We start from the raw sequence: 23,788 nt of genomic DNA on the forward strand, positions 1-23,788 counted from the left end.
ATCCAGCACAAGACAATCAGACCGCCCTGAAATCGACGTAGCCGGATTTTCTCCACGTCGAAAAACTATCCAGCAACGCGTAGAACTCCACGTTGGTGGGCATAAGTCGACGCAGATGAAGAAGGATGTCGAAGCTTAGCGTATCGCGTGTAACCACCGCATCGGATTTGTTCTTTTCAAGTTTTTCGCCGCCAGCGGAATCGGAAACGAAATCATTCACCCGATCCGATCTGACCGCAAACACACCAAATCTAAGCATGTTATCCACGATCGCCCTCGCATCGTCCGGCGATTTACCCGGATCACCAAGATAATCAAAATATATATTTGAAACATTGCGACGGAAAAATTCCGATCCGCAGTAATTCACGAACCAGTCGCTGGGACCCGCACCTGAACTCTGCCACTCTTCGACAAAAGGTCGCCATTGCGCGCCCCATGCCTCGTCGTTGCTGCGCACCATCGTAAAGGCGAAGTTGAAATACGATATCGCGATGTCGATCGGATCTCGAATGGACGTGAAAATTACTCCGATATCGCTCAGATTGATGGATCGATCGTAGAACTCCAGCGTCCGGTGACCCGAGAAAATGATCCGGCGCGCCTGCTGCTCCTCCCGATACATGGCCACAAGCGTCGAGATGTCGAAGCAGGCATTACGCAGCAGACTCGCATTGGTCTCGAGAAGATTGTTGACCGTCGTCCCCGCGGTCTTCGGGATGTGGATGAAAATATCCATCCCCCGGCTCTCGATTGTTTTCGCATAAACAATTTCGCCCATGACCTTGTTTTCCTCCGAGAAAACGAGATCATAAAACAGCCCCAGGTCAGCCGTTCGATTCAGCTCGCTCGCCGAGCCGATCCCCCACACGCTCTCGGGCGGGCGATCAAAAATGATGCGGTAGAGATTCCTGCGATCCAATCCCTCAAGAAACCTGCAGAGCTCGACATTATTCCGTGTGTGCGCGACCCACGCTTCCTTCCCCACGGCTTCACTAACGAAGGAATCCGAAAGCAGTCGATATAACGTGAGACGATCCGCTCGATTACTGGATTCACGCCTATTGATCTTCATATTTTCCTTGTATTGGCCTTCATCACCCCGGAAGACTCAGGCATCAAGTCTGTCGCGCACATGTCTTACCCCCAACTGCATCTCCACCACATCCCCGTTCGTCACGAACGCCCCCCCGAACGATACTCGATCAAAAACGAGAGGCAATCAGGATACCGTCAGATATGATTGTAAAAATCATATGCGTCTTCAACGTCATCAAAATGATGCAACCTGCCTCCTTCGAGCACGCAGGCGCGGTCGCAATACTCCTTGACCGTAATCGCATCGTGCGAAACCAGGATCATCGCTCGATCCTTGCGCTTCTCGAACAATTCATACTTGCACTTCTCATGAAATCTTCGATCGCCGACGGCGATCACTTCATCGATGAGAAAGCAGTCAAATTCGACCGCCATCGAAATGGCGAATGCAAGACGTGCGCGCATGCCGCTCGAATACTTTTTTACCGGCTCCCGCAGATACTCCCCGAGTTCGGAGAACTCCTCGACAAACGGCAACGCATTTTCGAAGGATGCCTGATATATCCGGCATACGAATCGCAGGTTATCGAGTCCGGTCAGACTACCTTGAAATCCGCCGGAAAATGCCAGTGGCCAGGAAACGGCCATGCTCCGGGAAATCCGGCCGGACGACGGCAACTCAGAGCCACTGATTAGGCGAATGATGGTCGACTTACCCGCGCCGTTCCTGCCCAATATGCCGATTCGCTCACCGGGATTGATGGTCAGATTTACGCCATCGAGAACCAGCCGCTGCCCGTTGCGGGTCGAATAGTATTTCCTGACGTCATCGAGCTCTATCATTCGGGCTCCACTCGGCGAGAAGCCGCAGAAACAACAAACAAACCAAGGCAAGTCAATACCAGGTTGCACAGAACGACATACGAGACGTCGTAATAGGTCCGGACTTCGTTCCCGTAGTATCCGTAACGAAACAGCTCAACACAGTTGGCAACCGGAAATTTCAGCACGATGTTTCTGGCCGACACGGGCAACCACGCAGCCATCACGAGCGCACCAGAAACCGGCAGCTGAAAATAGGCAATCGGATGCCACAGTCGCTCGACAACCTCGCTGAACTCCACCAGCGCACCGACCAGCAGGCCCATCGCGCCCGCATACCAGCACAGCAATGCCCATCCGATGATCATGCTCATCACGTCGTACGGAAACGGGATGATTCCGATTGCCATGAAAAAGACGAACAGGATCAACATCGACAACGTCGTACCCAGGAGTTCGAGAAGAATGCGCGCCAGAAAGAAGTCGATGACCCGTACATTGCGGTGATACAAAAGCGCCGCGTTCGGCTCGACCGCCATCACGCATCGGCCGATCGTGTTTCTCCATACCAGGATGGTCGAGTACCCGGTCAATGAATAGGCGATCGCACTGATGTGATGACTGGTTCCCTCGTTATGAGCGACATTCCAGAGGATCACCACACCGATCGAGAACAGCATCGGTTCGGCGAACAGCCACGCAAAACCGATGTTGTGCCGTCCGTAGCGGGTAATGATTTCCCGCATCAAGAGCGCATACAGGACGCGCCCCTGAATTTTCAATGAGTCGGTCAGCTCTCGCAAATGGATGTTCAATTTAAGCCACCTCAGTCGCGATGCTCTTTGATGCTGGCAATGAGTAGCTTCAGCGTGCACCAGACGATGAATCCGATCGCGAGAATCGCTAGCACAGTCCGGATACGACGCGGCAACAGCGGTTTATCCGGCTCATTCGGTTGCGAAATGCGTTCGAGATACAGGTGCTGACGCTGCGCGTCGCTGCGGGCCGTCTCGAGCGACATCACCGCCGCGGCCAATTGCTTGTCGGCAAACTGCTTGTCGAGTTCCAGCCGCTCATAGGCCGGGCTCTTGAACGCCAACGACGACTGTCCGTTAGTCACGTTCTTTGATGCAGCGTCCACTTGGTCCTGCAGCGACTTGATCTTCACCTCGAGCGCACCGATTTGCGGATTGCTCGGCGACACCGCTTTCAACTGCGCCAGTTGAATCTTGCTCGCCACCAGTTCGCTTTGAAGTTTGGTTACGCTCTGCAGGATCAACGAAGACTGGAGATTCGGATCGAAAACAGCCTGCTTTTCACGATACTGGGAGAGCGCGGTCGCCGCCTGCTTGAGGTTCGCTTCCGCCAGTACCACCTCGCGTTGGGCATATGTGACGAGATCCTGCTGCGCCCGCTCGTTCATCTGATTGATGCGCTTCTCGCCGAGCTCAAGCAGACGCTCGTTCAGATCCCTAGCCTCGGGCGCCGAGAACGCATGGACCTCCAGCGTGGAAATCCCGGTATCGGTATCGAACTGGACGTTCGCGTGATCCTGGAAATACTTGTACAGGTCTTCGAACGTCCGTCGCTGCGGCAGCAGGCCGAACCGGCTGAAGAGGTCGGCCCTCCCGCCACTGTAGGCAGTTTCGTAGCGCGCCCCGGCGTTCAGCGAAGCCAGCGCATCGCGTGACGTCAGATAGTTGTTAACGGCATAGGTATCGTCAGACGCGCGGGAAATGCCGGTGTTCTGCAGCAATTGACCGACGAAGCCGCCAGACTGGTTGCTTTTGCTCGGCGTGCGAATGATGAAGGATGACTGCGATACGTAGATGTCCGATGCCATCAAGCCAAAGTACAGGGCCGACACGACAAACGGCACGATCACGCACAGCACGAAAAGTCTGTCCATTCTCCCGAACAGCGTGCTCGCGGAGCCGTGATCCGGATTCGACGTGCCCTGGCCAACGGAAGCTCTCGCCACCACATGCCGCGCGCCACCGTCGCCCGTCGTTTTCGCCGGACCATGCGACCGCTCGGTGAATCGGCTGCGAGGAAACTCCAGCATCGGTGCGTAGAATTTCGCGTATTCCGTGACCCAGCGCTGATAATCAATCTTGCGTCCGTGGATATCGAACTTCTTGCCGTCCGGGAGCCATGCGAGATTCAGGACCTTGCCGATTCTCGGATGAATCGGCGTGTCCGGTTGCAGGATCTCGGCAAGCGACATCAACCGTTGCGATTCCGCGCGCTCGGCGGCATTCAACTCGAGGAAGCCCTCGATCTTTTGAATCAGCAAGCCCAGCGACGCATTCGATGGAAGCGTATGCGAACTGAACAATTTCTTGTCGGAGAAGCTACTTACCAAGTAATCACGGAAATTCCACCCGCATTCACTCTGCAGTACGCCCCATTGTTCTTTGTCCGCTTCAAATGCCGCCTCCACCTCGGACTCGTTCAACCCTTCACCGCCGATGTATTCAAAGACTTCATCCTCCGAAACATCGTCGGATTGCACCAGGGCTTTGAGCTTCGAGTCGCCACGCGTACCGGCGATCGAAGAGCCGGATTGCTGCAGTGCGCTGTCGAAGCAGTCATAGGGCCACAGGCTGGAACACAGGAGCATCGGCACTTTGACGACCGAGGTGCCGGCCTGCCGTTCGAGGAAATTCGCGATATCGGCGCAGATGCCTCGACGATTCGGGTTGATTTGCAGCACGACGCGGGCGCCGGCGCCGACCAGCGCCTTCACCGAATCAAGGCAGCCGTCGTCGTTCGTATCGACGAAATGGATATCCGGTGTTTCTGTCCTGCTCTTCTCGAAAACCTGCTGAAAATGGCGATACATGCCAAGTGCCTGCACCTCTCCGACGAAGAGGACACGATCCTGTCGTGAAAGAGCATCAGCGCGTTTTTCAGAATTACTAATATTCACGGTATTTACCTGGCAGTTATCCCAAACAATTCACTGCAAATTTATATCAACTGTTCCACCAACCCCGCAACATCGAGCGGGTTGACTGCAAAATCACAATGACCATATGGCAGACGTCGATTCACATCACGTGCGGATCGGAAGCTTTCGCCGAAGACGTGATACAGATTGAACCCGCGCAGGCGTCCGATGGTGCCGAGAATCGGCATCATGTAGTCTTCGTCACAGATGCTGACGACGTGCGAGTTTTCCTGGGAGAAGCAGGACGCGTACATTCCTGCCCCTTCCGCACCGATAAGCACTTTCGACTGATTGAACAGATCGATTTCTTCTTCAATCGTCAGCTTTTCCGGCTTGACCTCTTCGAAACGATACCGGTCCACCAGAATTTTCCGGACGGAGTCGTAATTGACCATGTTCCGCCAGGTCCGACGGCTTTCACGGCTGATCAGGAGGTTCTTAATCGGGCGACGCTTCGTCTTCACGACACGCCCCAGCAACTCTTCGTATATACGGATCGTGAACGACGACATCGCCAATGGCCACGCACGCGGTACGATCAGTTCGTCGGCCTTGACGATCACCCCCGGCGGCATTTTCACGATCTGGTCGTCGACAATCCCGGCGAGCCGCAACATCGCGAGTTGCTTCGCACGCAGGTTGTGCGGAACGATGATCTTTGCGTGCGGAATGCCTAGTTCCCTCAGAATCAGGATCCGGGGAAAGCACTGGAGGATAAAATGGGAGAAGAACGTATGCACGTCGGGCGTAAAAGCCAGCGGCATGGCCGGTCCCGTGACATTCAGGATTCGCGCTTGCCGCAGTTTCGCGGTGACGATGCCGTCCACGTTGACGCCACTTCTGTAAAGCTCGGTCATCTCCGTGCGGGCAATTTCGTTGCCGGCGTCCATTGCAATTTCGCCGCTTTCGGCAAAATGCAGGTAGGTTGAATCGACGGTGCCGCGCTGCGCCGCAATCGAGCCGTTCTTGATCGTCACGACATCGTTGAAGAACTGGATCTCCGATGTCATCTTCAACGTGTTTTCCGTCGAGATCGGCGAAAAGCTGATCACCTTCTTGGGCTCGACAGGCTTGAAGAATTCGGTTTCCGCGAAGCTGAGATTGCGGAAATCGGTGTTGCTGCTGGCAGCCGCCGTCGTGAAGCTGCAGTCGAGAGTATCGAAGCAGTCGATCTCGATGTCGGGGAGGCCGCTCAAGCCATCCACCAGGACGATAGCCTTCTCCTCACGCGCTGCCGAAGAATTGAGCGTGTATTCGCGGCTCTGCACGACGGCGTCCGGATACTTCTCTTCCAGTTTCCGCCTGACGTTCTGCAGAACGGATTTTTTACCGCAGAACACGTAGGTCGTGTTTTCATCGACCCAGCCGGCCATCGCCGCATACCGCTCGGGAATCTTCAGGTGATCGACGTCGGCCGGCAACGACAGCGCCACCGCTCCGACCTTTCGACGAATGGATTCGACGAACTGGCCCAGATCGGGGAAATTACGGCAATGAACATTATGGAAGTTGTACTCGACGTGCGGGAGATTGCTGGCCCACTCCGGAAGTACTTGCTGAGCCGGATCGCCGAACAGCAGCCCGGCCGTCGTGCTTGCATTGGCGACCGCAACGCGAAAGTGACTCTTGGGTGCGTCGCAGATGAACAGTTCAGGACCATAGCCGGACGTGAAGTGTCGGGTCTGGAATTCGAGTTGCAGCACGATCTTGTTGAGTACGGCCGCAAAAAACGCATCGAGATCGGTTTCATGCTGCTCGAACGTCGCCAGCATCGACGTGAAGTAATAGTCGTCAGCCTCGCCGCCGAACACATAATTCTTGACGAACTCGGAATTCTTGCTAAGAAACTGGTCGAACGTGCAATTCAGCCCACTCACTTGGTAAGCATATTCCAGCGCAGATTTTTTTCGTGACTCGTCATCCTTGTCGGCTGCACGGAAATTACTTACCAGATAAGAACTATCCATTCGATCACTCCCCAATTTCCATTAGACAGGCCATCCTTGTTTCCCCGCCCCTAACATTCCTGTTCGTGCCCGCGATACCGCCGGCCCGATCCGATTCCTGTGCGCCAGGGAACTACACGAGCGTCTCAACCAGTTCGCCCAGGCGACGCGCGCTCTGCTCCCATGTCAGCGTCACCATGTTTCCGCTTCTGACGGCACGATCGCGCTCGAGATCCCGTAGCCATTGCTCGAGGCTCAACGCAACCTCAACCGGAGCATGCCCGCTGAAGTAAGTTGCGTGCTCATGCGCGACCTCCCTAAACACGGGTAAATCTCGTAAAAACAACGGAATATCGCGCAATGCGGCCTCGATGATCGGCAAACCGAATCCCTCAGCCTCCGACGCCATGATCAATCCGTCCGCGCGCTCATACAGCGCCATCAGGTCGCTGTCGCTCGCATCCTCGAGCCAGACCAGATTATCGGTGGCGCCCTGCAGATACTTGAGCCGTTCAACTAGCCCATCGACTCGCCACCCGGCCTTCCCGACGATCACCAGCGTGACGTTTATACCATTGCGCCACGCGGACTCGAACGCGGTCAGCATCTCGGCGTGCCCCTTGCGTGGCTCGACCGTGCCGACCATCAGCACGAGCCGGGACGCGCGCGCCGCGACCACTGCACCGGCGGATGTCGGCGCGCTGATCGCCGCCGGTTCGCTCGCGTTGAAATCCGCGCCGAGATGAAACCAATCGACATGAATTTCGTTGTGCTCGAGACCAAATTTGTCCTGCAGCCAAGTATCGATCTCTCCGGCAACCGACTTCGAAATGCAGAACAGTGCGTCGGCGTGCATCACGAGGAGTTCCAGCCATCGACGGTAGGATTTCGCCGCGACCGATGTAAACCATTCGGGATGCGCGGCTGGCAGCAGATCGTACACAACGAAAGCACAACTTGCCCCAAGTTCGCGCCAGCGACGCAACTCCTTTTGTCTCATGACCAGGGGCCGGCTCGCGAGGTCGAGCCCCAGAAACACGTCGCCGCGCCGCACTTCGAGCGGGCGCTCTTCACCCAGCCCGCTCTGCCCTGTGAGGTGCGCCTGGTATTGCGTGGCATATCGATAGGGTTTCTTGCGTGTGGCCCGTACAAGATGGACCGTCATGCCTGCCGGCGGATCGGCCAGCAGGTGCTGCGCGATGGACCGGACGACGCGCTGAATACCGGTGCCGGCATCGTTGAGCGCGATGATGGAGACGTCGATGAAAAGATTGCGTTGCGCAGGCTGCTGCACCTTGGCTTGAGGATGCGCGTTCGATCTGGCGATGGCGCGACGCATTGTCGCGGCGCCGCCAGGAACCCACCAGAGATCCAGCAATCGCAGAAGAGACAAGTGCACCGACTCATACACGCAAAGACGTACTTGCCGCAATGCGCCCGCCAGCCTCTCGTTGCCCAATACGTCCATGTTCCGTCAATCAAACAAGCATTCAATGGAGCAGCCGGATAAGATGAACGCGCGCCCCGGGGCGCGCGTATCTGGCAATGGACCTGAAATCGCCCACTGCGGCCTCATCCGACCCAAGTGCGTTTATGTCAATCGCGCCGATGCGAGATTTTCCGTGAACCAGCTATAAGTCTTGCCGACACCGTCCTTCAAGCTCGTGTTCGCGGCAAAGCCCGTATCCGCAAGCCGCGTGACGTCGACCGACCGACGTGGAATTCCCACCGGCTTGTCCGACAGCCATTTGATCGGCGCCGAGATGCCGGCAGCCGTACAGACCGCATCGGCAAGATCGCCCATCGAGCTTTCGATCCCCGATGCAATATTGACCACACCGGAGGCACGATCGAGCAGGTGAATCGCAGCACGTGCGGCATCGTCGACGTACATGAAATCGCGCGTCGTATCCGGTCGCCCCCAGACTTCAAGCTGCGTGCCGTTCGCCACCGCTAGTTCGGCCTTGCGAATCAACGACGGCACGACGTGACCGGTCTCCACGTCGAACCGGTCGTTCGGTCCGTACATGTTCGTGAAGACACCGTAGACGTAGTCGATGTCGTTGTACTTCTTCAGCAATTCCAGATAATGGAACGCGTGGATTTTCGAGTTTGCATAGCCGTATTCGCCGAAATGCGGCAGCCCCTTGAACATGTCCTCTTCACGCAGCGGAAGACTGATGTAGGGAAACGGGTACGAGGCCACCGTACCGGCAAAGAACACCTTCTTGACGGAGCTGCCCGCGAGGCCCGCCAGCAGATTTTCGTTGATCCGCGTATTCAGCGACAGCGACGAAAGCTGATTGCGCAGATTACCTTGCAATCCGAAAACCTGCGAAGCCAGGTGAATCAAATGAGTCGGTCGTTCATCCGCGATAAAACCCTCGACCGCGCCGCGATCGAGCAAATTCAGCTCTGCGCGGCGCGGCGCGACATACGACGCACCTGCCACCTCGAGTTGCCGGCAAATCGCCGAGCCAACGAGCCCATATCCACCTGTTACGAAATACTTGTTCATGGATGCTCCTAAATAGCCTTTTTCTTCCACAACCACTGAATGGGAGCAGAAATAAATTTAGGTATCTTCACCGAATCGTACAGCTTGACCAGCAACGCGCGCGCAGCGGCCGAATCGACCTGCCTCACGAACGCCATGGGTTCGACGATCTGGCTCTGCAAGACTGCGGCGGCACGAAGATGCTTGTCCACGTAATCGAAACCCAGAACGTCCCGCAGGATCTCGGATTCGCGCATCAGTTGATCATGATTGGAAATACGATGGTGGACCACGTAGTACTCGTGGTCTTCCACCGCCGCCACGCGCACATCGTCAAATCCATCGCCGAACCGCTGATAGGCAATCGACATCAAGCGCTGCCAGAAATACGGAGCATAGGCGAACGTCTCGAAAACTTCACTCATCGAATCCATACGGCGATAGAGCGTCGACGAGCACGAGAACGGCGCGTTCGCGTCCATCATCGATGTCAGCAGGGTCTGCCTCGTGAATGTCGCGCGTCCCTCATGCGGCTTGCCGGTGTTCTCGAGCACGGTGAAACCGCCGGCGACGTAGCTCATTTCGGGCTGCACATCGAGTTTTTCCCACATCGATTCGATCGTCGGCCAGACCGGACGCTCCCACGCAGGAATGACCTGGAAGATATCGCCCTCGGGCAAAGCCTGCAGGACCGCGACGATCTTCTGGACGACTTCCCCGGCCGTACGGATGTAGTCCTTCGTATCCCGCTTGAACCGGATGATTTCCACGCCGGTGCAAGCTTTTCGGATATCTTCCTCGCGCGCGGCGGAGCTCGCCTCGGGAATCAATGCGTAGCATTTGGCGTTCCGCTTGCCGGCCATGTGCATCGCATAAGAGCGGATTTTCGACGTGAAAGCCGGGTTGCACTCGTCCGCGATGAAGATAGTCGACAGCCCGCGACCGAGCTCGTTGGTCTTCACGACATCGAGGTGAGGCCCCGTCGCGAAGATGCGTTTGAAGTTCTCGACTAGACTAAAGCGCTGCTTGTAGATCTCCTGCGCGCGGGTCGCCCTTTCAATCGCGAGTTCCGGATTGTCGCGGATCCACTCGACATGCTCCTCGACCTTGCGCGCCACGGTCGTGGCTGGCTCCGTCGTGTCGATATAGAACAGCAGATCGCCGAAATTGTCGCGCGCGAACCGATTCTGATCGCAGATGATCGGTACGCCGGCCGACAAGCACTCGAACAGCCTGCTCGACATCAGCCCGGATTTGATGTGTGCATCCGAGGACAGGACAAGACCGATACCCGATTGCGCGACGCGCTTGATTAGCGTCTTACCGTCGAACGGTATTGATCCCTGGTACGACGCATAGCCATCCCAGACACGCACATCCTGGAAGACCTCCGGACCATAGATATCGAGCATGCCGCGCTGATCCAGCAGTTTCATCAACTCGTGGTGACGACCACCGCGGCCGCTCAGCGCCTCCCAATTGATGCCGCAATAGAACAGCTTGCCGTGTCCAAGCGCGGGAGGAATCACCGGCTCGTGTACGGCGTGGAACAACGTCAGGAACGGCTCGGTCGCCGCGCGGCCCGAGCCCTTCAGTAGTCGCCGGGCATGATCGTCGGCCACCCGCGAACCGCACGACAGGAATGCGTCGTTGGACAACGCGTTTTCCGACTTTTCCCGGTAGCTCCACTGGAAATAGAAGTCGAGCGGATTCCACAGCGCATAATAGGTAAAGGCGCTCCACGCCTTTGCCGAATCGAAATGCAATGCGAGCACAAATTCGATCTTGAGCTCATCGACATGCGTCAATGCATCGTCAACCAGAAAACCGTGACGATTGATCGATACGGTTTCGTAACCCAATTCCTGCAGCGCCGACTTGATCCGCAAAATGCATTCTGTTTCAGCATTTTCGATGGCGGGCCAATAATCTACAACAGCAACGGTCTTCTTAATTTCCGTAAGAGACATATCTATAATATCCACAATAGCCGCACCAGCCGAATTCTGAAAACCATCATCGGAAAGCCGTCGCAACCGTCCGCGCGCCCCCGCGCGCAAACCGACTCTGCTCCCTTAATGCCAACCTCGCAAAGCGGCGAGCCACAACCGGAATACAGCACGTTCCGGATCCGCCCGACGCCGAACCAACAGCGACTGGCGGATCAGCAAGCGAGTTCGTCTTCTCAGAACGAGAAACCGATCTTGTTGCGGCGCAGGTCAGCCTCGACCATCATCTGGCAAAGCTCTTCCAGCGTCGTTTTCGGTTGCCAGTCCAGATCCTGCTTGGCCTTGGCGGGGTCGCCGATCAGCAGGTCGACTTCTGCCGCGCGGTAGAACTTAGGATTCACGCGAACGATGGTCTTGCCGGTCTTGCGATCGACCGCTACTTCGTTCTCGTCCTTGCCCTGCCACTCGAGCTCGAAACCGCATGCCCGGGCCGCAAGCGAGACGAAATCGCGTACCGCCGTCGTACGATTCGTGGCCAGCACGTAGGTGTCGGGCCGGTCGGCCTGCAGCATGCGCCACATGCCGTCGACATACTCCTTGGCATAACCCCAGTCGCGCAGCGCGTTCATATTGCCGAGCTCGAGGATGCTCGCCTTGCCGAGTCGGACTTTCGCCAGCGTATCGGTAATCTTACGCGTCACGAATTCCTGTCCGCGAAGCGGCGACTCGTGATTGAACAGAATACCGCTCGACGCGAAAATATCGTAGCTTTCGCGATAGTTGATCGTCATCCAGTGCGCATACAGCTTGGCGACGCCATATGGACTACGCGGATAGAACGGCGTGGCTTCGGTTTGCGGAATCGACTGCACCTTGCCGAACATTTCCGACGTGCTGGCCTGATAGAAACGAATCTTCGGATTGACGATCCTGATTGCCTCGAGCAGGTTCACCGCGCCCAATCCGGTGATATTGGCGGTGGTCACGGGTTGATCGAACGAAACACCCACGAAGCTCAGCGCCGCGAGATTATAAACCTCGGTCGCCTCGGTGTTCTGCAGTAACCGGATGCTCGAACCCAGATCGGTCAGATCGTATTCGACCAGGCTCAAATTCGGGTGATTGAGAATCCCCAGCTCTTCGATACGCCAGAAGTTAACCGAACTGTTCCGACGATATGAACCGTAGACACGATAGCCCTTTTCTAGCAGAAATTCCGCGAGATATGCGCCATCCTGTCCAGTGATACCGGTAATAAGAGCCGTCTTCATATTCTTTCCTAATTCAACGTAAATAATTCGCCAATTACAAGCATACGCAGCCCGGACAAACGGTGGCGCCACGTGTTTTCGCCGAGAATCACCAGGAACATCGAGTCGGACAAATCCGGGAGTATCTCAAAAAGCGCCCCTCGGATCCAACCGATTTATATCTTGGCCCACACCCCACACTTCTTTACTTGAACGACTGGACCCCTGTCACCACGGGGTAGACGACCGTGAAGACCAGATTCAGGACCTTTTGGATTTCCGTGATCGGCGCATTCGAGACGTACAGCACGTCCTTGTTGTCCATCATGAAACTCTGGACCGCAAAAAAAGAGTTCGGATCACGCAAGTCGATCCGATAAACGACCGGCACCTTGCCGTCGGCGGTCGTCCTGACCGGCTGGTCCGGCCAATTCAGCGCTTTGGGATCCTCGAGGCGGAAGATGAATACGCCCTGCGCATCCGAACGCGAGTCCTGCAGGCCGCCGGATCGAGCGATTGCCTGAGCAAGCGTGATGCCCTGCGCCTCGAAGTTGACCTCTTCGTTCTTCCCCGTCGCCCCCAGCGCAAGAAAGCTGTAAGGCTGATACAGCGCCGTGACGACATCACCCGCCCGCAACGGAACGTTCTGGCGCGGATCGCGAATGATGGACTGCAGCGGCAAGGAGGCAACGTCATTGCCTCGCGTAATCTGGATCGTTATCTTGTCGACCGACTGGCGCACGCCGCCGGCCGAAGCCAGCGCATCGAGCAGACGCTCGCCGCGCGCGCTCAACTCCATCCGCTTGCTGCTCCCCACATCGCCGACCACAGTGATGTAGGACGTCTCGTTGCGTGCCAGACGCACCAGCACCTGTGGATCATGCGCGATATTCTTCAGTCGCCCAGCGATGTAGCGCTGCAGTTGCGTCGGCGTCTGCCCCGAGGCCTTCACGGCTCCAACGAAAGGAACGTTGATGTTTCCGTCACCGTCGATCACCTGAAGGGGCAGCGTCGTGACCCGCGAGCCGCTCGGCGCGCTGCTTGCACTGCTATCAGATATGCCACCACCGAACAGGGTGGCAGGCGGCGCCTCCCAGATCGAGACTTCGACGGAATCCCCTACGCCAAGTTGCTGGCGAAACGATCGATCGTCGCCAAGCAAGGTTGCGAAGTCCGCATGGGCTCGCTTGGCATACAACTGACGCGCAACCGTATCGGTTACGTCGATGATTTGAATACCTTGCGGATTGCCTTTCGTTGCCGCCGCATCAACCTGGGAGCGGCTCGGCCCAGATGTCGGTATGACCGAACAAGCCCCCAACCCGATCAAGCCCACGACCACAATTGCCAACTGCACTCCGCGTTTCACACTTGCCATTTATACAATCCGGTCATCCAAGGATAGAGGCGGCGACAATTGTCGCACGATGCAGAATAAATTTGCGTATACTTGCGATTTATACAATCCGGTCACCGCAAGGGTAGAGGCGGCGGCAATTGTCTCACGATGCAGAATAAATTTGCGTATAGTTAGCGCAATTTCCTACACTCTCGGCATTTCCGCACGGCACGCGTGCACTACATGCCACACGAACATTGCATCCGTGTTAAATATTTGCCTGGATATTACGCGTCTGCTTACTCGCCGCTCGGCGGGCTTGCTGCCCACCGGGGTCGACCGGGTCGGCCTCGCGTACCTCGAACACTATCGTTCCCGCGCCCACGCGGTCATCAGCCGGGCCGGATTCCCCCGAATACTGAATGAAAGCGCATCGTCCCGTGCTTTTAAGCTACTAACCGAGCCGAATCAACACCGATTCTGCATTCGTAGTGCGATTGTCAGAGCCTACCTCGATCCACGACGAGTCCGCCCGGGTCGGGCCGTGCTGCTTCATACGAGTCACAACGGCATGGAGCATGTTCGGTATTACCGGGCAATGCACCAACGCGATGTCCGTGCGGTATTCATGATTCACGACCTTATTCCGCTCACGCACGCCGAGTATTGCCGCCCGGGCGTCGAAGCCGGTCATCGCCAACGTATTCATACTGCGTTGCGCCACGCGGATGGCCTGATTGCGAACTCGGAAGACACCCACACTGCGATCAAGGAAGAAGCACGCCGCGCCAACCTCACCATGCCTCCATGCGTCGTCGCACCGCTTGCGGCCGGATATCGTTCGGTGGAACCCACGCAAGCACCGCTTCAGGCACCGTATTTCGTCATGCTCGGCACCATCGAGCCACGCAAGAACCACTGGTTCATGCTTCACATCTGGCGACGCCTCGTCGAACAATTGGGCAACGCGGCCCCCAAGCTGGTGATCATCGGCCGACGCGGCTGGGAATGCGAGAACGTCGTCGACATGCTCGAGCGCTGCACCCCATTGAAGGACGCGGTGATCGAGCTTGCGGACTGCACCGACGCGCAGTTGCACGCGTGGCTTCAGCATGCCCGGGCGCTGTTGTTTCCGTCGTTCGTCGAAGGCTACGGCATGCCGCTCGTGGAGGCACTGAGTCTCAAAGTGCCCGTTCTCGCCAGCAATCTATCCGTTTTTCACGAGATCGCGGCGGACATCCCCGATTATCTGGATCCGCTGGACGGCCCTGCGTGGATGGCACTCATCCTCGCCTACACGCGCGCCGACGGCGTGGAGAGGAGCGAACAGCTTGCCCGGATTGCCGGTTTCCACGAACCCACCTGGGCAAGCCACTTCGAGCGCGTGGATCGGTTCATCGATTCGCTGGCCCAATGACATTCCTCATGCGCCATCGAACCACTCCGGCCGAGAGCGCCGCGTCGCATATCGCGTCCGGTGGCAGGTTCCATGAGCGCCGCCCGGCGGCAACGTACGCATTTCGGCGACGTTGCGCGAAATACCGCGCGGCGCTCACGGATGCCGGGGTCGCGATTGGTCCTGGCCTGCACTCCATTTGCGCGGGCCCCGTGCTGTCCGGGAGCGATCGCCATGTGCCGCCCCTGTCCTGGTTTTCCGTCGAATCCTCCATACCCGGTGAGCCGGGCCTCGTCGCGATGCTCGAATCGCTGTTGTACGCCGAAGCCGGTTCCACGGCCCAGCCTCCAACGCGGGCACTGATGCGGCGCGTGGTTGAATCCGATGCGCTGCATGTCAGGTCTCGCATTCAGCCACTTCCCGATGCGTGGCATATCGCAACCGGCCGGCCGCGTATCGTGCTGATCGACGAACGGTCGGTATCGCATACGGATTCGCGTTCGAGCCGGCGACAACGGCACCTTGGCTTTGATTCGATGGTCCGGGCAGCACAGGCGGCTCACCCCGACGCGGATTTCTGGCTGCTCCCGTCGGCCGACGGCGGCCGCGGACGCTGGATGTCGAGCCTAACGAGACTGCCGCCCGGAACAAAGCGGCTCGAAGTCGAACACTCACTGCGCGAAGTCCTGGCAACGTCGGATACAGCTTACGCCGTCACGGCCTCCGAAGGCCTGGGTGCCCTGCTTGCTGGCGTGCCGCTGCATGTCTTCGGCTCTCCCTACTATGCCGGTTGGGGGTTGACCCACGACCACGCGGAATTGCCCGCGCGACGGCAATGCGATTCGGTCGACAGACTATTCGAGACCATCTTCCTGAAAGCCGCCAGCTACCTCGATCCCGTTACGTACGGTCGCGGCACACTGGACACAGTTCTGAGCTTCGTCGAACTTCAGCATTCGATCGCTACGCGCTTTTCTGATCTGAACGCAATTGCGGGCGTTGCCTTCCAGTGGTGGAAGCGCCCGTTCACCACGCCGTACTTGACCGCGGGCGGCGGCCGCCTCCGCTGGGTAAAACGAGCGTCCGACGTCGAAGCCGGGGAAATCGCCGCGATCTGGGGTGGTCGATCATCTGCGGGCCTGCGCGACGGTACCCGACACGTCAGAATCGAAGATGGCTTCCTGCATTCGACAGGGCTGGGTTCCGACATGGTTGCGCCGTACAGCCAGGTCATCGATCGCCTCGGCATGTATTTCGATTCCAGCCGGCCCAACGAACTAACCGCAATCCTGAATACCGCCGAATTCACCGAAGCCGAACTGCGACGCGCAGCCGTGTTGCGCGAAGCAATCACAACACATGGACTGACCAAATACAATCTCGGGCGACGCAGGCCGGATTGGGCCGCCCCCGCCGGCGCGCGGGTCATACTCGTTTCCGGCCAAGTGGCGGACGATGCGTCGATTCGGCTCGGCACCCGGGGCATCACGACCACCGAAGCCCTGCTCGAAGAGGTCCGTGCGCGCCGCCCCGACGCCTTCATCGTCTACAAGCCCCATCCGGACGTGCTGTCGGGCAACCGCATCGGCCACCTCGGTACGACCGCGGTGGCCAACGTTGTGGATGCCTCGTCGGACTTGATCTCGTTGATCGAAGCCGCCGACGAGGTGCATACGCTCTCGTCATTGTCTGGTTTCGAAGCCCTGTTGCGTGGCAAGGAAGTACACACGTACGGATTGCCGTTTTATGCCGGCTGGGGATTGACGACGGATGCCGTTCCTCAGCGCTGGCGTGAACGGACGCTGACGATAGACATGCTGGTCGCTGCTGTATTGCTGCGCTATCCGATTTACTGGGACTGGCGGCTCAAACGCTTCACATCGCCTGAAGCGGTGATAAACCAGCTTGCCGCTACCGCGAACCGCCCGCTCGCTGGAGTCCGCTCTCGGTATATTCGATTTCTCGTCAAGGTTGTCCGCTGGATGCGCAATGCTCTCGATCATCTCGCCTGGAGACTGCGCATGGCTTGAGGCATAGATACGAGAATCTATTCTGAATAATCGTTACAGCTGCATCCGAATCATTAGAACTGCCGATTCGCCTGCATGCAACGAACGGTGTCGATGTTTATATCCTGGAGCAACGCAATGATTTATCCGGTAATTCTGTGCGGTGGAAGTGGCACGCGTCTTTGGCCGATGTCTCGCGGCGGTTATCCCAAGCAATATCTGAAGCTCGCGGGTGAAGATACGCTGGTCCAGCAAACAGCGCTGCGCGCCAGCCATATTCCGAACGTCGCCAACCCGATCGTCGTCACCAACAACGACCAACGCTTCCTCGTCGCCGAACAACTTCGGCAGGTCGGCATTACGCCGTCATCCGTCGTACTTGAGCCCGTCGGGCGCAACACTGCCCCCGCTATCGCAATTGCAGCCCTGCTGGCGCTGCGCGAATCCCCGGACGCCGTGCTGCTCGTACTGCCGTCCGATCATGTCGTCCAGAACGAAAAAGCCTTTGTCGATGCCGTGCTCGAAGCGGCACCGATCGCGGCAGATCGCCATCTTGTTACGTTCGGTATTACGCCAACCGAAGCTCATACGGGCTACGGCTATATCCGTCGCGGCCATGCGGCGGCAGACGGCAAATCTGTCTATCGTGTCGACGCGTTCGTCGAAAAGCCGGATGCGCAAGCCGCCGAGCGCTTCCTCGATGACGGCAACTACTACTGGAACAGCGGCATGTTCATGCTGAAGGCGTCAAGCTATCTCGACGAGCTCAAGCGCCATGCACCGGAAGTCGCCCGTCACGCGGAACTCGCCGCCGATACATCACATCGGGATGCCGATTTCGTCCGCCTCGATCCCGACGTGTTTGGCGCCTGTCCGAACATTTCGATCGACTATGCGGTGATGGAAAAAACCGAGCTTGCGGCAGTTGTCGAAGCCGCAAATCTGGGCTGGAACGATATCGGTTCCTGGACCGCCCTCGCTGACATCGCCGAGCGCGACATCGACCTCAATGCCAAGATCGGCGACGTGTTCTCCCACGAGACCACCAACTCCTATATCCGGGCCGATCACCGTATGGTCGCCACCATCGGCGTCGACAATATGGTGATCGTCGAGACCGCCGACGCCGTTCTCGTCGCACACCGCGACAAGACCCAGGATGTCAAGAAAATCGTCGAATGGCTCAATGCATCGGGCCGCCACGAATCGATCACGCATCGCCGCGTCGTACGTCCATGGGGCGATTACGAAGGTCTCGACCAAGGCGACCGCTTCCAGGTCAAACGTATCGTCGTCAAACCAGGCGCACAGCTCAGCCTCCAGATGCATCACCACCGCGCCGAACACTGGATCGTCGTGAAGGGCACGGCGCTCGTCACGAATGGCGACAAGGAAATCATGCTGACGGAAAACCAATCTACCTACATTCCACTGGGTGCGACACACCGCCTGAGCAACCCCGGCAAGATCCCTCTCGAACTGATCGAAGTGCAGTCGGGTTCGTATTTGGGCGAGGACGACATCGTCCGCTTCGAAGACACGTACGGCCGCGCGCCGAAGTAACTCGGGCCGTCGAGCCCGCATGACCGTGCCGCCCCGCCGGCACGGTTTCCTCTCCCTTGGGCATGCGCCCGTATTTCCCGACGCCCTCCCACTGACGTTCCCGCAAGCGTCGTTGCACAAGCGCCATCTTTTCCGCGCCAACAGACACCGCACACGAATTAAGACCGCCCGCGTCGCCAATGTCTTTGACACTTCTTGAGCATCTCGTCGCCCCCGCCCGATTGCCGTGCCGCCACCGCACAGGTATAACTGCGCAGCCAGGCGCACTTCGCGCCCCGATTATCTACTTGGAGAACGCATGATCGATCTCGCCACCGCCCAGCAATTCCTGATGACCCGCGGCCTCGACTTCGGCCTCAACCTCCTCGCCGCGATCGTCTTATGGTTCATCGGCCGCTGGGCGATTCGCCTCGGTACCCGCCTGCTCGGCAAGGTCGTTCGCCGCAGCGGCAAGGTCGACCCGACGCTCACCGACTACCTGACCTCCGTCGTCGGCGTGCTGCTGACGATCCTGCTGATCCTCGCGATCCTGCAGATCTTCGGCGTACAGACCACCTCGTTCGCCGCGTTGCTCGCCGGCCTCGGCCTCGCAATCGGCACGGCCTGGGGCGGCCTGCTCGCGCATTTCGCCGCCGGCGTATTCATGCAGGTGCTGCGCCCGTTCAAGATCGGCGACGTGATCAGCGCGGGCGGCGTCACGGGCACCGTGAAGGAGCTCGGCCTGTTCGGCACGACGATCATCACCGCCGACAACATCGTGACGATCGTCGGCAACAACAAGATCTTCTCGGACAACATCGCGAACTACAGCGCAACGTCGCATCGCCGCGTCGACCTGACCGCGAAAATCGCGAACAGCGTCGATGCCGTCGACGCGATCAACCGTCTGAAGGCGTCGATCCAGCAGATCCCGAACGTGCTGACCAACCCGGCACCGGACGTCGGCGTGCTGCAGTTCACGCCGGAAGGCCCGCTGCTGTTCGTGCGCCCGTCCACGCAGCCCGAAAACTACTGGCAGGTGTACTGCGACACCAACCGCGTAATCCTCGAAACGTTCCGCGACGCGCAGTACCCGACGCCCGAAACGCCGGTCGCGCATCGCAGCGCGTAACGCGCAACAGCCGCAACGGACGAAAAAAAGCGTGGCACTCGCCACGCTTTTTTACTGCGCAGAACAGGAAGAAGCCCCCGCTCAGCGCCCGCCCGCCTTCGGCGTCCCATCCGACCGCCGCCCGCGCACGAGCTTCCACACCGCACCCAGCGCGACCGGCACGATCGCCGCGCCGATCCCGACCAGCACGATCACGTTCAGGTACTGGCGGATGAACGGGATATTGCCGAAGAAATAGCCGAGCAGCACGAGCAGCAGCACCCAGAGCAGCGCGCCGAGCACGTTGAACAGCTGGAAGCGCGCGACGCTCATCGACGACGCACCCGCGACGAACGGTGCAAACGTGCGCACGACCGGGATGAAGCGCGCGAGCACGATCGTCTTGCCGCCGTGCTTGTCGTAGAACGAGTGGGTCTTCTGCAGCGCGGCGCGATCGAGGAACCGCTCGAGCACCGGGATATGCGTATTGAACACCTTCGGGCCGACCCAGCGGCCGATCAGGTAGTTCACGGTGTTGCCGGCAATCGCCGCGACGAGCAGCAGCGCGATCAGCGCGCCGACGTTCATTTCTCCCGTCGCCGCGAACGCGCCGCCGATGAACAGCAGCGAATCGCCGGGCAGGAACGGGAACACGACGAGCCCCGTCTCGCAGAACACGATCAGGAACAGGACGAGATAGACCCATGCGCCGTACTGCCGGATGAAATCGCCGAGGAAAGCGTCGATATGCAGGACAAGGTTGACGAAATGAAGCAGCGTATCCAAATGCAATTCCTCGAAGGCGATGGGGCCGGAACGGCCGGAACAGGCCAGAGATGGCCGAGGCGCCCGCCAGCCAAGGCGGCGCGTGCAACGGGGTGATGATACCGAAACTACCTTAAGGCTCCGTGAAAAAACGTAACGGCCGCTCGCCCCGGCACGCGTTCGCCGCCTCGCTATAATTCGGCCATGTCCGATATCACCGAAACGGCCGCGGGCGCCGCGCCCGCCCCCGCCGCGCGCCCGCTGCGCGCGATCCAGCCCCTGCCCGACCAGCTGATCAGCCAGATCGCCGCCGGCGAGGTCGTCGAACGCCCGGCGTCGGTCGTCAAGGAGCTGCTCGAGAACGCGATGGACGCCGGCGCGACGACGCTGCGCATCGTGCTGGAAGAAGGCGGCGTCAAGCGCATCTCGATCACCGATGACGGCTGCGGAATTCCGCCCGACGAACTGGCGCTCGCGCTGATGCGCCATGCGACCAGCAAGATCCGCTCGCTCGAGGAGCTCGAGGCGGTCGCGACGCTCGGGTTCCGCGGCGAAGCACTCGCGTCGATCGCGTCGGTCGCCGAGATGTCGATCACGAGCCGGACGGCCGATGCCGCGCACGCGATGAAGATCGATGCGCACACTGGCGTGCTGTCGCCCGCCGCCGGCTCGATCGGCACGACGATCGAGGTACGCGAGCTGTACTTCAACACGCCCGCGCGGCGCAAGTTCCTGAAGAGCGAGCAGACGGAATTCGGCCACTGCCTGGAAATGATCCGCCGCGCGGCGCTCGCGCGGCCGGACGTCGCGATCTCGGTGCTGCACAACGGCAAGGCCGTCGAGCACTGGAATGCGACCGAGCCCGCGCAGCGCGTCGCGAAGATCCTCGGCGACAGCTTCGCGACCGCGCACCTGCCGCTCGACGAGCAGGCCGGCCCGCTCGCCGTGTACGGCTGCGCCGGCCTGCCGACCGCGAGCCGCGGGCGCGCCGATCAGCAATACTTCTTCGTGAATGGCCGCTTCGTGCGCGACAAGCTGCTGACGCACGCGGTGCGCGCGGCCTACGAGGACGTGCTGCACGGCGACCGCTACCCGTCGTACGTGCTGTTCCTCGACCTGCCGCCCGAGGCCGTCGACGTCAACGTGCATCCGTCGAAGATCGAAGTACGGTTCCGCGATTCGCGCTCGATCCACCAGTACGTGTTCCATGCGGTCCAGCGGGCGCTCGCGCGCCATGCGGGTGCGTCGCCGGAAACCACCGCGGGCGGCCATGCCGCGCATCTCGAACCCGCGCCACGCGGGCCGGCGTCATTCCTCGACACACCGCTCGGCCAGAGCCCGAGCGCCGCGACCGGCGGCAGCGGCGGCAGCGGCTTCTCGTCACCGTCGTCATCCTCGTCGTCGGGCAACACCTGGATGCGCCAGGCGCGGATGACGCAGGGCACGCTGCCCGTCGCGCAGCCGCTCGCGCTCTACGACGCGCTGTTCGGCCGCAAGGACAGCGGCGCGGGCACGCCGGACGGCACGACGCTCATCGCCCGCGATACGGCCGACGCGCCGGTCGCGCCGCTGCCGGGCTTCGCCGCGTCGCCGCTCGCCGCCGGCGCGCACGACGAGCAACCGCTCGGCTTCGCGCTCGGCCAGATCCACGGCATCTACGTGCTTGCGCAGAATGCGTACGGCCTCGTGATCGTCGACATGCACGCGGCGCACGAGCGGATCCTGTACGAACAGTTCAAGAACGCGCTCGCCGATCGCACGGTCGCCGTGCAGTCGCTGCTGCTGCCGATCTCGATGACGGCCACGCCGGTCGAGATCGGCACGGTCGAGGAGGAACGCGCCACGCTCGAATCGCTCGGCTTCGACCTCGCGGTGCTGTCGCCGACGACGCTCGCGATCCGCGCGGTGCCGGCGCTGCTGAAGGATGCGGACCTGCAGTCGCTCGCGCGCGCGGTGCTGGCCGACCTGCACGCGTTCGGCGGCTCGCGCGTGCTCACCGAGCGCCAGCACGAGCTGCTCGGCACGCTCGCGTGCCATCACGCGGTGCGCGCAAACCGGCGCCTGACGCTCGACGAGATGAACGCGCTGCTGCGCCAGATGGAGGCGACCGAGCGCGCGGACCAGTGCAATCATGGCCGGCCGACCTGGTATCAGCTCACGCTGAACGATCTCGACCGTCTCTTCATGCGCGGGCAATGAGCGCTTCTTCGCAGTCCAGCCCGACGACGATCGCCTGCCTGCTCGGCCCCACCGCTTCCGGCAAGACGGCCGCGGCGCTGGCGCTCGCCGCGCGCCACCCGATCGAGATCGTCAGCGTCGATTCGGCGCTCGTCTACCGCGACATGGATATCGGCACCGCGAAACCGTCGCGCGACGAGCGCGCTAGCGTGCCGCATCACCTGATCGACATCATCGACCCGGCCGACGCGTATTCGGCCGCGGAATTCCGCGCGGACACGCTGCGCCTGATCGGCGAGATCGTCGCGCGCGGCCGCACGCCGTTGCTGGCGGGCGGCACGATGCTGTACTACAAGGCGCTGACGCAAGGGCTCAACGACCTGCCGGGCGCCGACCCGGAGGTTCGCGCGGCACTCGACGCCGACGCCGCGCGCGACGGCTGGCCCGCGCTGCACGCGCGGCTCGCGCAAGTCGATCCCGACACGGCCGCGCGGCTTGCGCCGAACGATTCGCAGCGGATCCAGCGCGCACTGGAAATCTTCATGCTGAGCGGGCAGCCGATGTCGGCGCTGCTCGCCGCGCCGCGCCGCACGGACGATGCCGCCGCCGCGTACCTTTTCGTGCCGGTCGCGCTCGAGCCGTCGGATCGCTCGGTGCTGCACGCACGGATCGCGCAGCGCTTCGACGCGATGCTCGACGCGGGCTTCATCGACGAAGTCGAACGGCTGCGGCGCCGCGACGATCTCCATCCCGACCTGCCGTCGATGCGTTGCGTCGGCTACCGGCAGGCGTGGGAATTCCTCGACGGCGATACCGACTACCGGACGATGCGCGACAAGGGCATCTTCGCGACACGCCAGCTGTGCAAGCGCCAGATCACGTGGCTGCGCGCGATGCCGGAGCGGATCGTGGTCGACTGCATCGCGCCGGATGCGACGGCCCGCGCGCTCGATGCGCTCGAACGGGTCCTCGACGGCCGCACGCCAGGCTGAC

General features: G+C 59.9%; 17 protein-coding genes. 6 read left to right on the forward strand and 11 right to left on the reverse strand.

The window, feature by feature from the left end:
• Positions 1–16: 16 nt before the first annotated feature.
• The 10 genes from HWW87_RS12525 to HWW87_RS12570 all read right to left on the reverse strand — a co-directional run bounded on the left by HWW87_RS12525 (position 17) and on the right by HWW87_RS12570 (position 13,833).
• Positions 17–1,075 (reverse strand): hypothetical protein, encoded by a 1,059-nt coding sequence (locus HWW87_RS12525; protein ID WP_175820487.1) that lies wholly within the window; start codon positions 1,073–1,075, stop codon positions 17–19.
• 158 nt (positions 1,076–1,233) lie between these two features.
• Entirely contained in the window at positions 1,234–1,881 is a 648-nt protein-coding gene (locus HWW87_RS12530) for an ATP-binding cassette domain-containing protein (RefSeq protein WP_175820488.1), read from the reverse strand.
• Positions 1,878–2,675: an ABC transporter permease gene (locus HWW87_RS12535; RefSeq protein WP_244107188.1), complete on the reverse strand. Its 798-nt coding sequence runs from the start codon at positions 2,673–2,675 to the stop codon at positions 1,878–1,880. The genes HWW87_RS12530 and HWW87_RS12535 overlap by 4 nt, the downstream gene beginning before the upstream one ends.
• 11 nt (positions 2,676–2,686) lie before the next feature.
• Entirely contained in the window at positions 2,687–4,792 is a 2,106-nt protein-coding gene (locus HWW87_RS12540; RefSeq protein ID WP_175820489.1) for a hypothetical protein, read from the reverse strand.
• Between the two features lie 41 nt (positions 4,793–4,833).
• Positions 4,834–6,780, reverse strand: a complete 1,947-nt coding sequence (locus HWW87_RS12545) for a glycosyltransferase family 61 protein (RefSeq protein ID WP_175820490.1) — start codon at positions 6,778–6,780, stop codon at positions 4,834–4,836.
• Between the two features lie 112 nt (positions 6,781–6,892).
• Positions 6,893–8,227 carry a glycosyltransferase family 1 protein gene (locus HWW87_RS12550; protein ID WP_244107189.1) on the reverse strand — a complete coding sequence of 445 codons (1,335 nt, stop codon included), beginning with the start codon at positions 8,225–8,227 and terminating at the stop codon, positions 6,893–6,895.
• 123 nt (positions 8,228–8,350) lie between these two features.
• The gene (locus tag HWW87_RS12555) at positions 8,351–9,277 is read right to left on the reverse strand and encodes an NAD-dependent epimerase/dehydratase family protein (protein ID WP_175820491.1); all 927 of its coding nucleotides are present in this window, start codon (positions 9,275–9,277) and stop codon (positions 8,351–8,353) included.
• An 8-nt stretch (positions 9,278–9,285) separates the two neighbouring features.
• Positions 9,286–11,226, reverse strand: a complete 1,941-nt coding sequence (locus HWW87_RS12560) for a glycosyltransferase (protein ID WP_175820492.1) — start codon at positions 11,224–11,226, stop codon at positions 9,286–9,288.
• A 215-nt stretch (positions 11,227–11,441) separates the two neighbouring features.
• Complete coding sequence (gene gmd, locus HWW87_RS12565; RefSeq protein WP_175820493.1) at positions 11,442–12,476, reverse strand: GDP-mannose 4,6-dehydratase; 1,035 nt, start codon at positions 12,474–12,476, stop codon at positions 11,442–11,444.
• A gap of 184 nt (positions 12,477–12,660) precedes the next feature.
• Complete coding sequence (locus HWW87_RS12570) at positions 12,661–13,833, reverse strand: polysaccharide biosynthesis/export family protein (protein WP_175820494.1); 1,173 nt, start codon at positions 13,831–13,833, stop codon at positions 12,661–12,663.
• 226 nt (positions 13,834–14,059) lie between these two features.
• Between HWW87_RS12570 and HWW87_RS12575 the strand changes: the two genes are divergently transcribed.
• From HWW87_RS12575 to HWW87_RS12590, 4 genes are all read left to right on the forward strand, one after another.
• Positions 14,060–15,211 (forward strand): glycosyltransferase family 1 protein, encoded by a 1,152-nt coding sequence (locus tag HWW87_RS12575; RefSeq protein WP_175820495.1) that lies wholly within the window; start codon positions 14,060–14,062, stop codon positions 15,209–15,211.
• A gap of 8 nt (positions 15,212–15,219) precedes the next feature.
• Positions 15,220–17,220 (forward strand): capsular biosynthesis protein, encoded by a 2,001-nt coding sequence (locus HWW87_RS12580; RefSeq protein ID WP_175820496.1) that lies wholly within the window; start codon positions 15,220–15,222, stop codon positions 17,218–17,220.
• 117 nt (positions 17,221–17,337) lie between these two features.
• Positions 17,338–18,762 (forward strand): mannose-1-phosphate guanylyltransferase/mannose-6-phosphate isomerase, encoded by a 1,425-nt coding sequence (locus tag HWW87_RS12585; RefSeq protein ID WP_175820497.1) that lies wholly within the window; start codon positions 17,338–17,340, stop codon positions 18,760–18,762.
• Positions 18,763–19,060: 298 nt separating this feature from the next.
• Positions 19,061–19,873: a mechanosensitive ion channel family protein gene (locus HWW87_RS12590; RefSeq protein WP_175820498.1), complete on the forward strand. Its 813-nt coding sequence runs from the start codon at positions 19,061–19,063 to the stop codon at positions 19,871–19,873.
• A gap of 81 nt (positions 19,874–19,954) precedes the next feature.
• Here HWW87_RS12590 and HWW87_RS12595 read toward each other — a convergent pair whose 3' ends face one another.
• A complete protein-coding gene (locus HWW87_RS12595) occupies positions 19,955–20,638 on the reverse strand; it encodes a DedA family protein (protein ID WP_175820499.1) in 684 nt (227 codons plus the stop codon).
• A gap of 183 nt (positions 20,639–20,821) precedes the next feature.
• Between HWW87_RS12595 and mutL the strand changes: the two genes are divergently transcribed.
• Both mutL and miaA read left to right on the forward strand, forming a co-directional pair.
• Positions 20,822–22,816, forward strand: a complete 1,995-nt coding sequence (mutL, locus tag HWW87_RS12600; protein ID WP_175820500.1) for a DNA mismatch repair endonuclease MutL — start codon at positions 20,822–20,824, stop codon at positions 22,814–22,816.
• A complete protein-coding gene (gene miaA, locus HWW87_RS12605) occupies positions 22,813–23,787 on the forward strand; it encodes a tRNA (adenosine(37)-N6)-dimethylallyltransferase MiaA (protein WP_175820501.1) in 975 nt (324 codons plus the stop codon). Before mutL ends, miaA begins: the two co-directional genes overlap by 4 nt.
• Position 23,788 lies beyond the last annotated feature (1 nt).

The sequence above is a fragment of the Burkholderia sp. BCC0419 genome (assembly GCF_902830285.1).
Classification (GTDB): Bacteria; Pseudomonadota; Gammaproteobacteria; order Burkholderiales; family Burkholderiaceae; genus Burkholderia.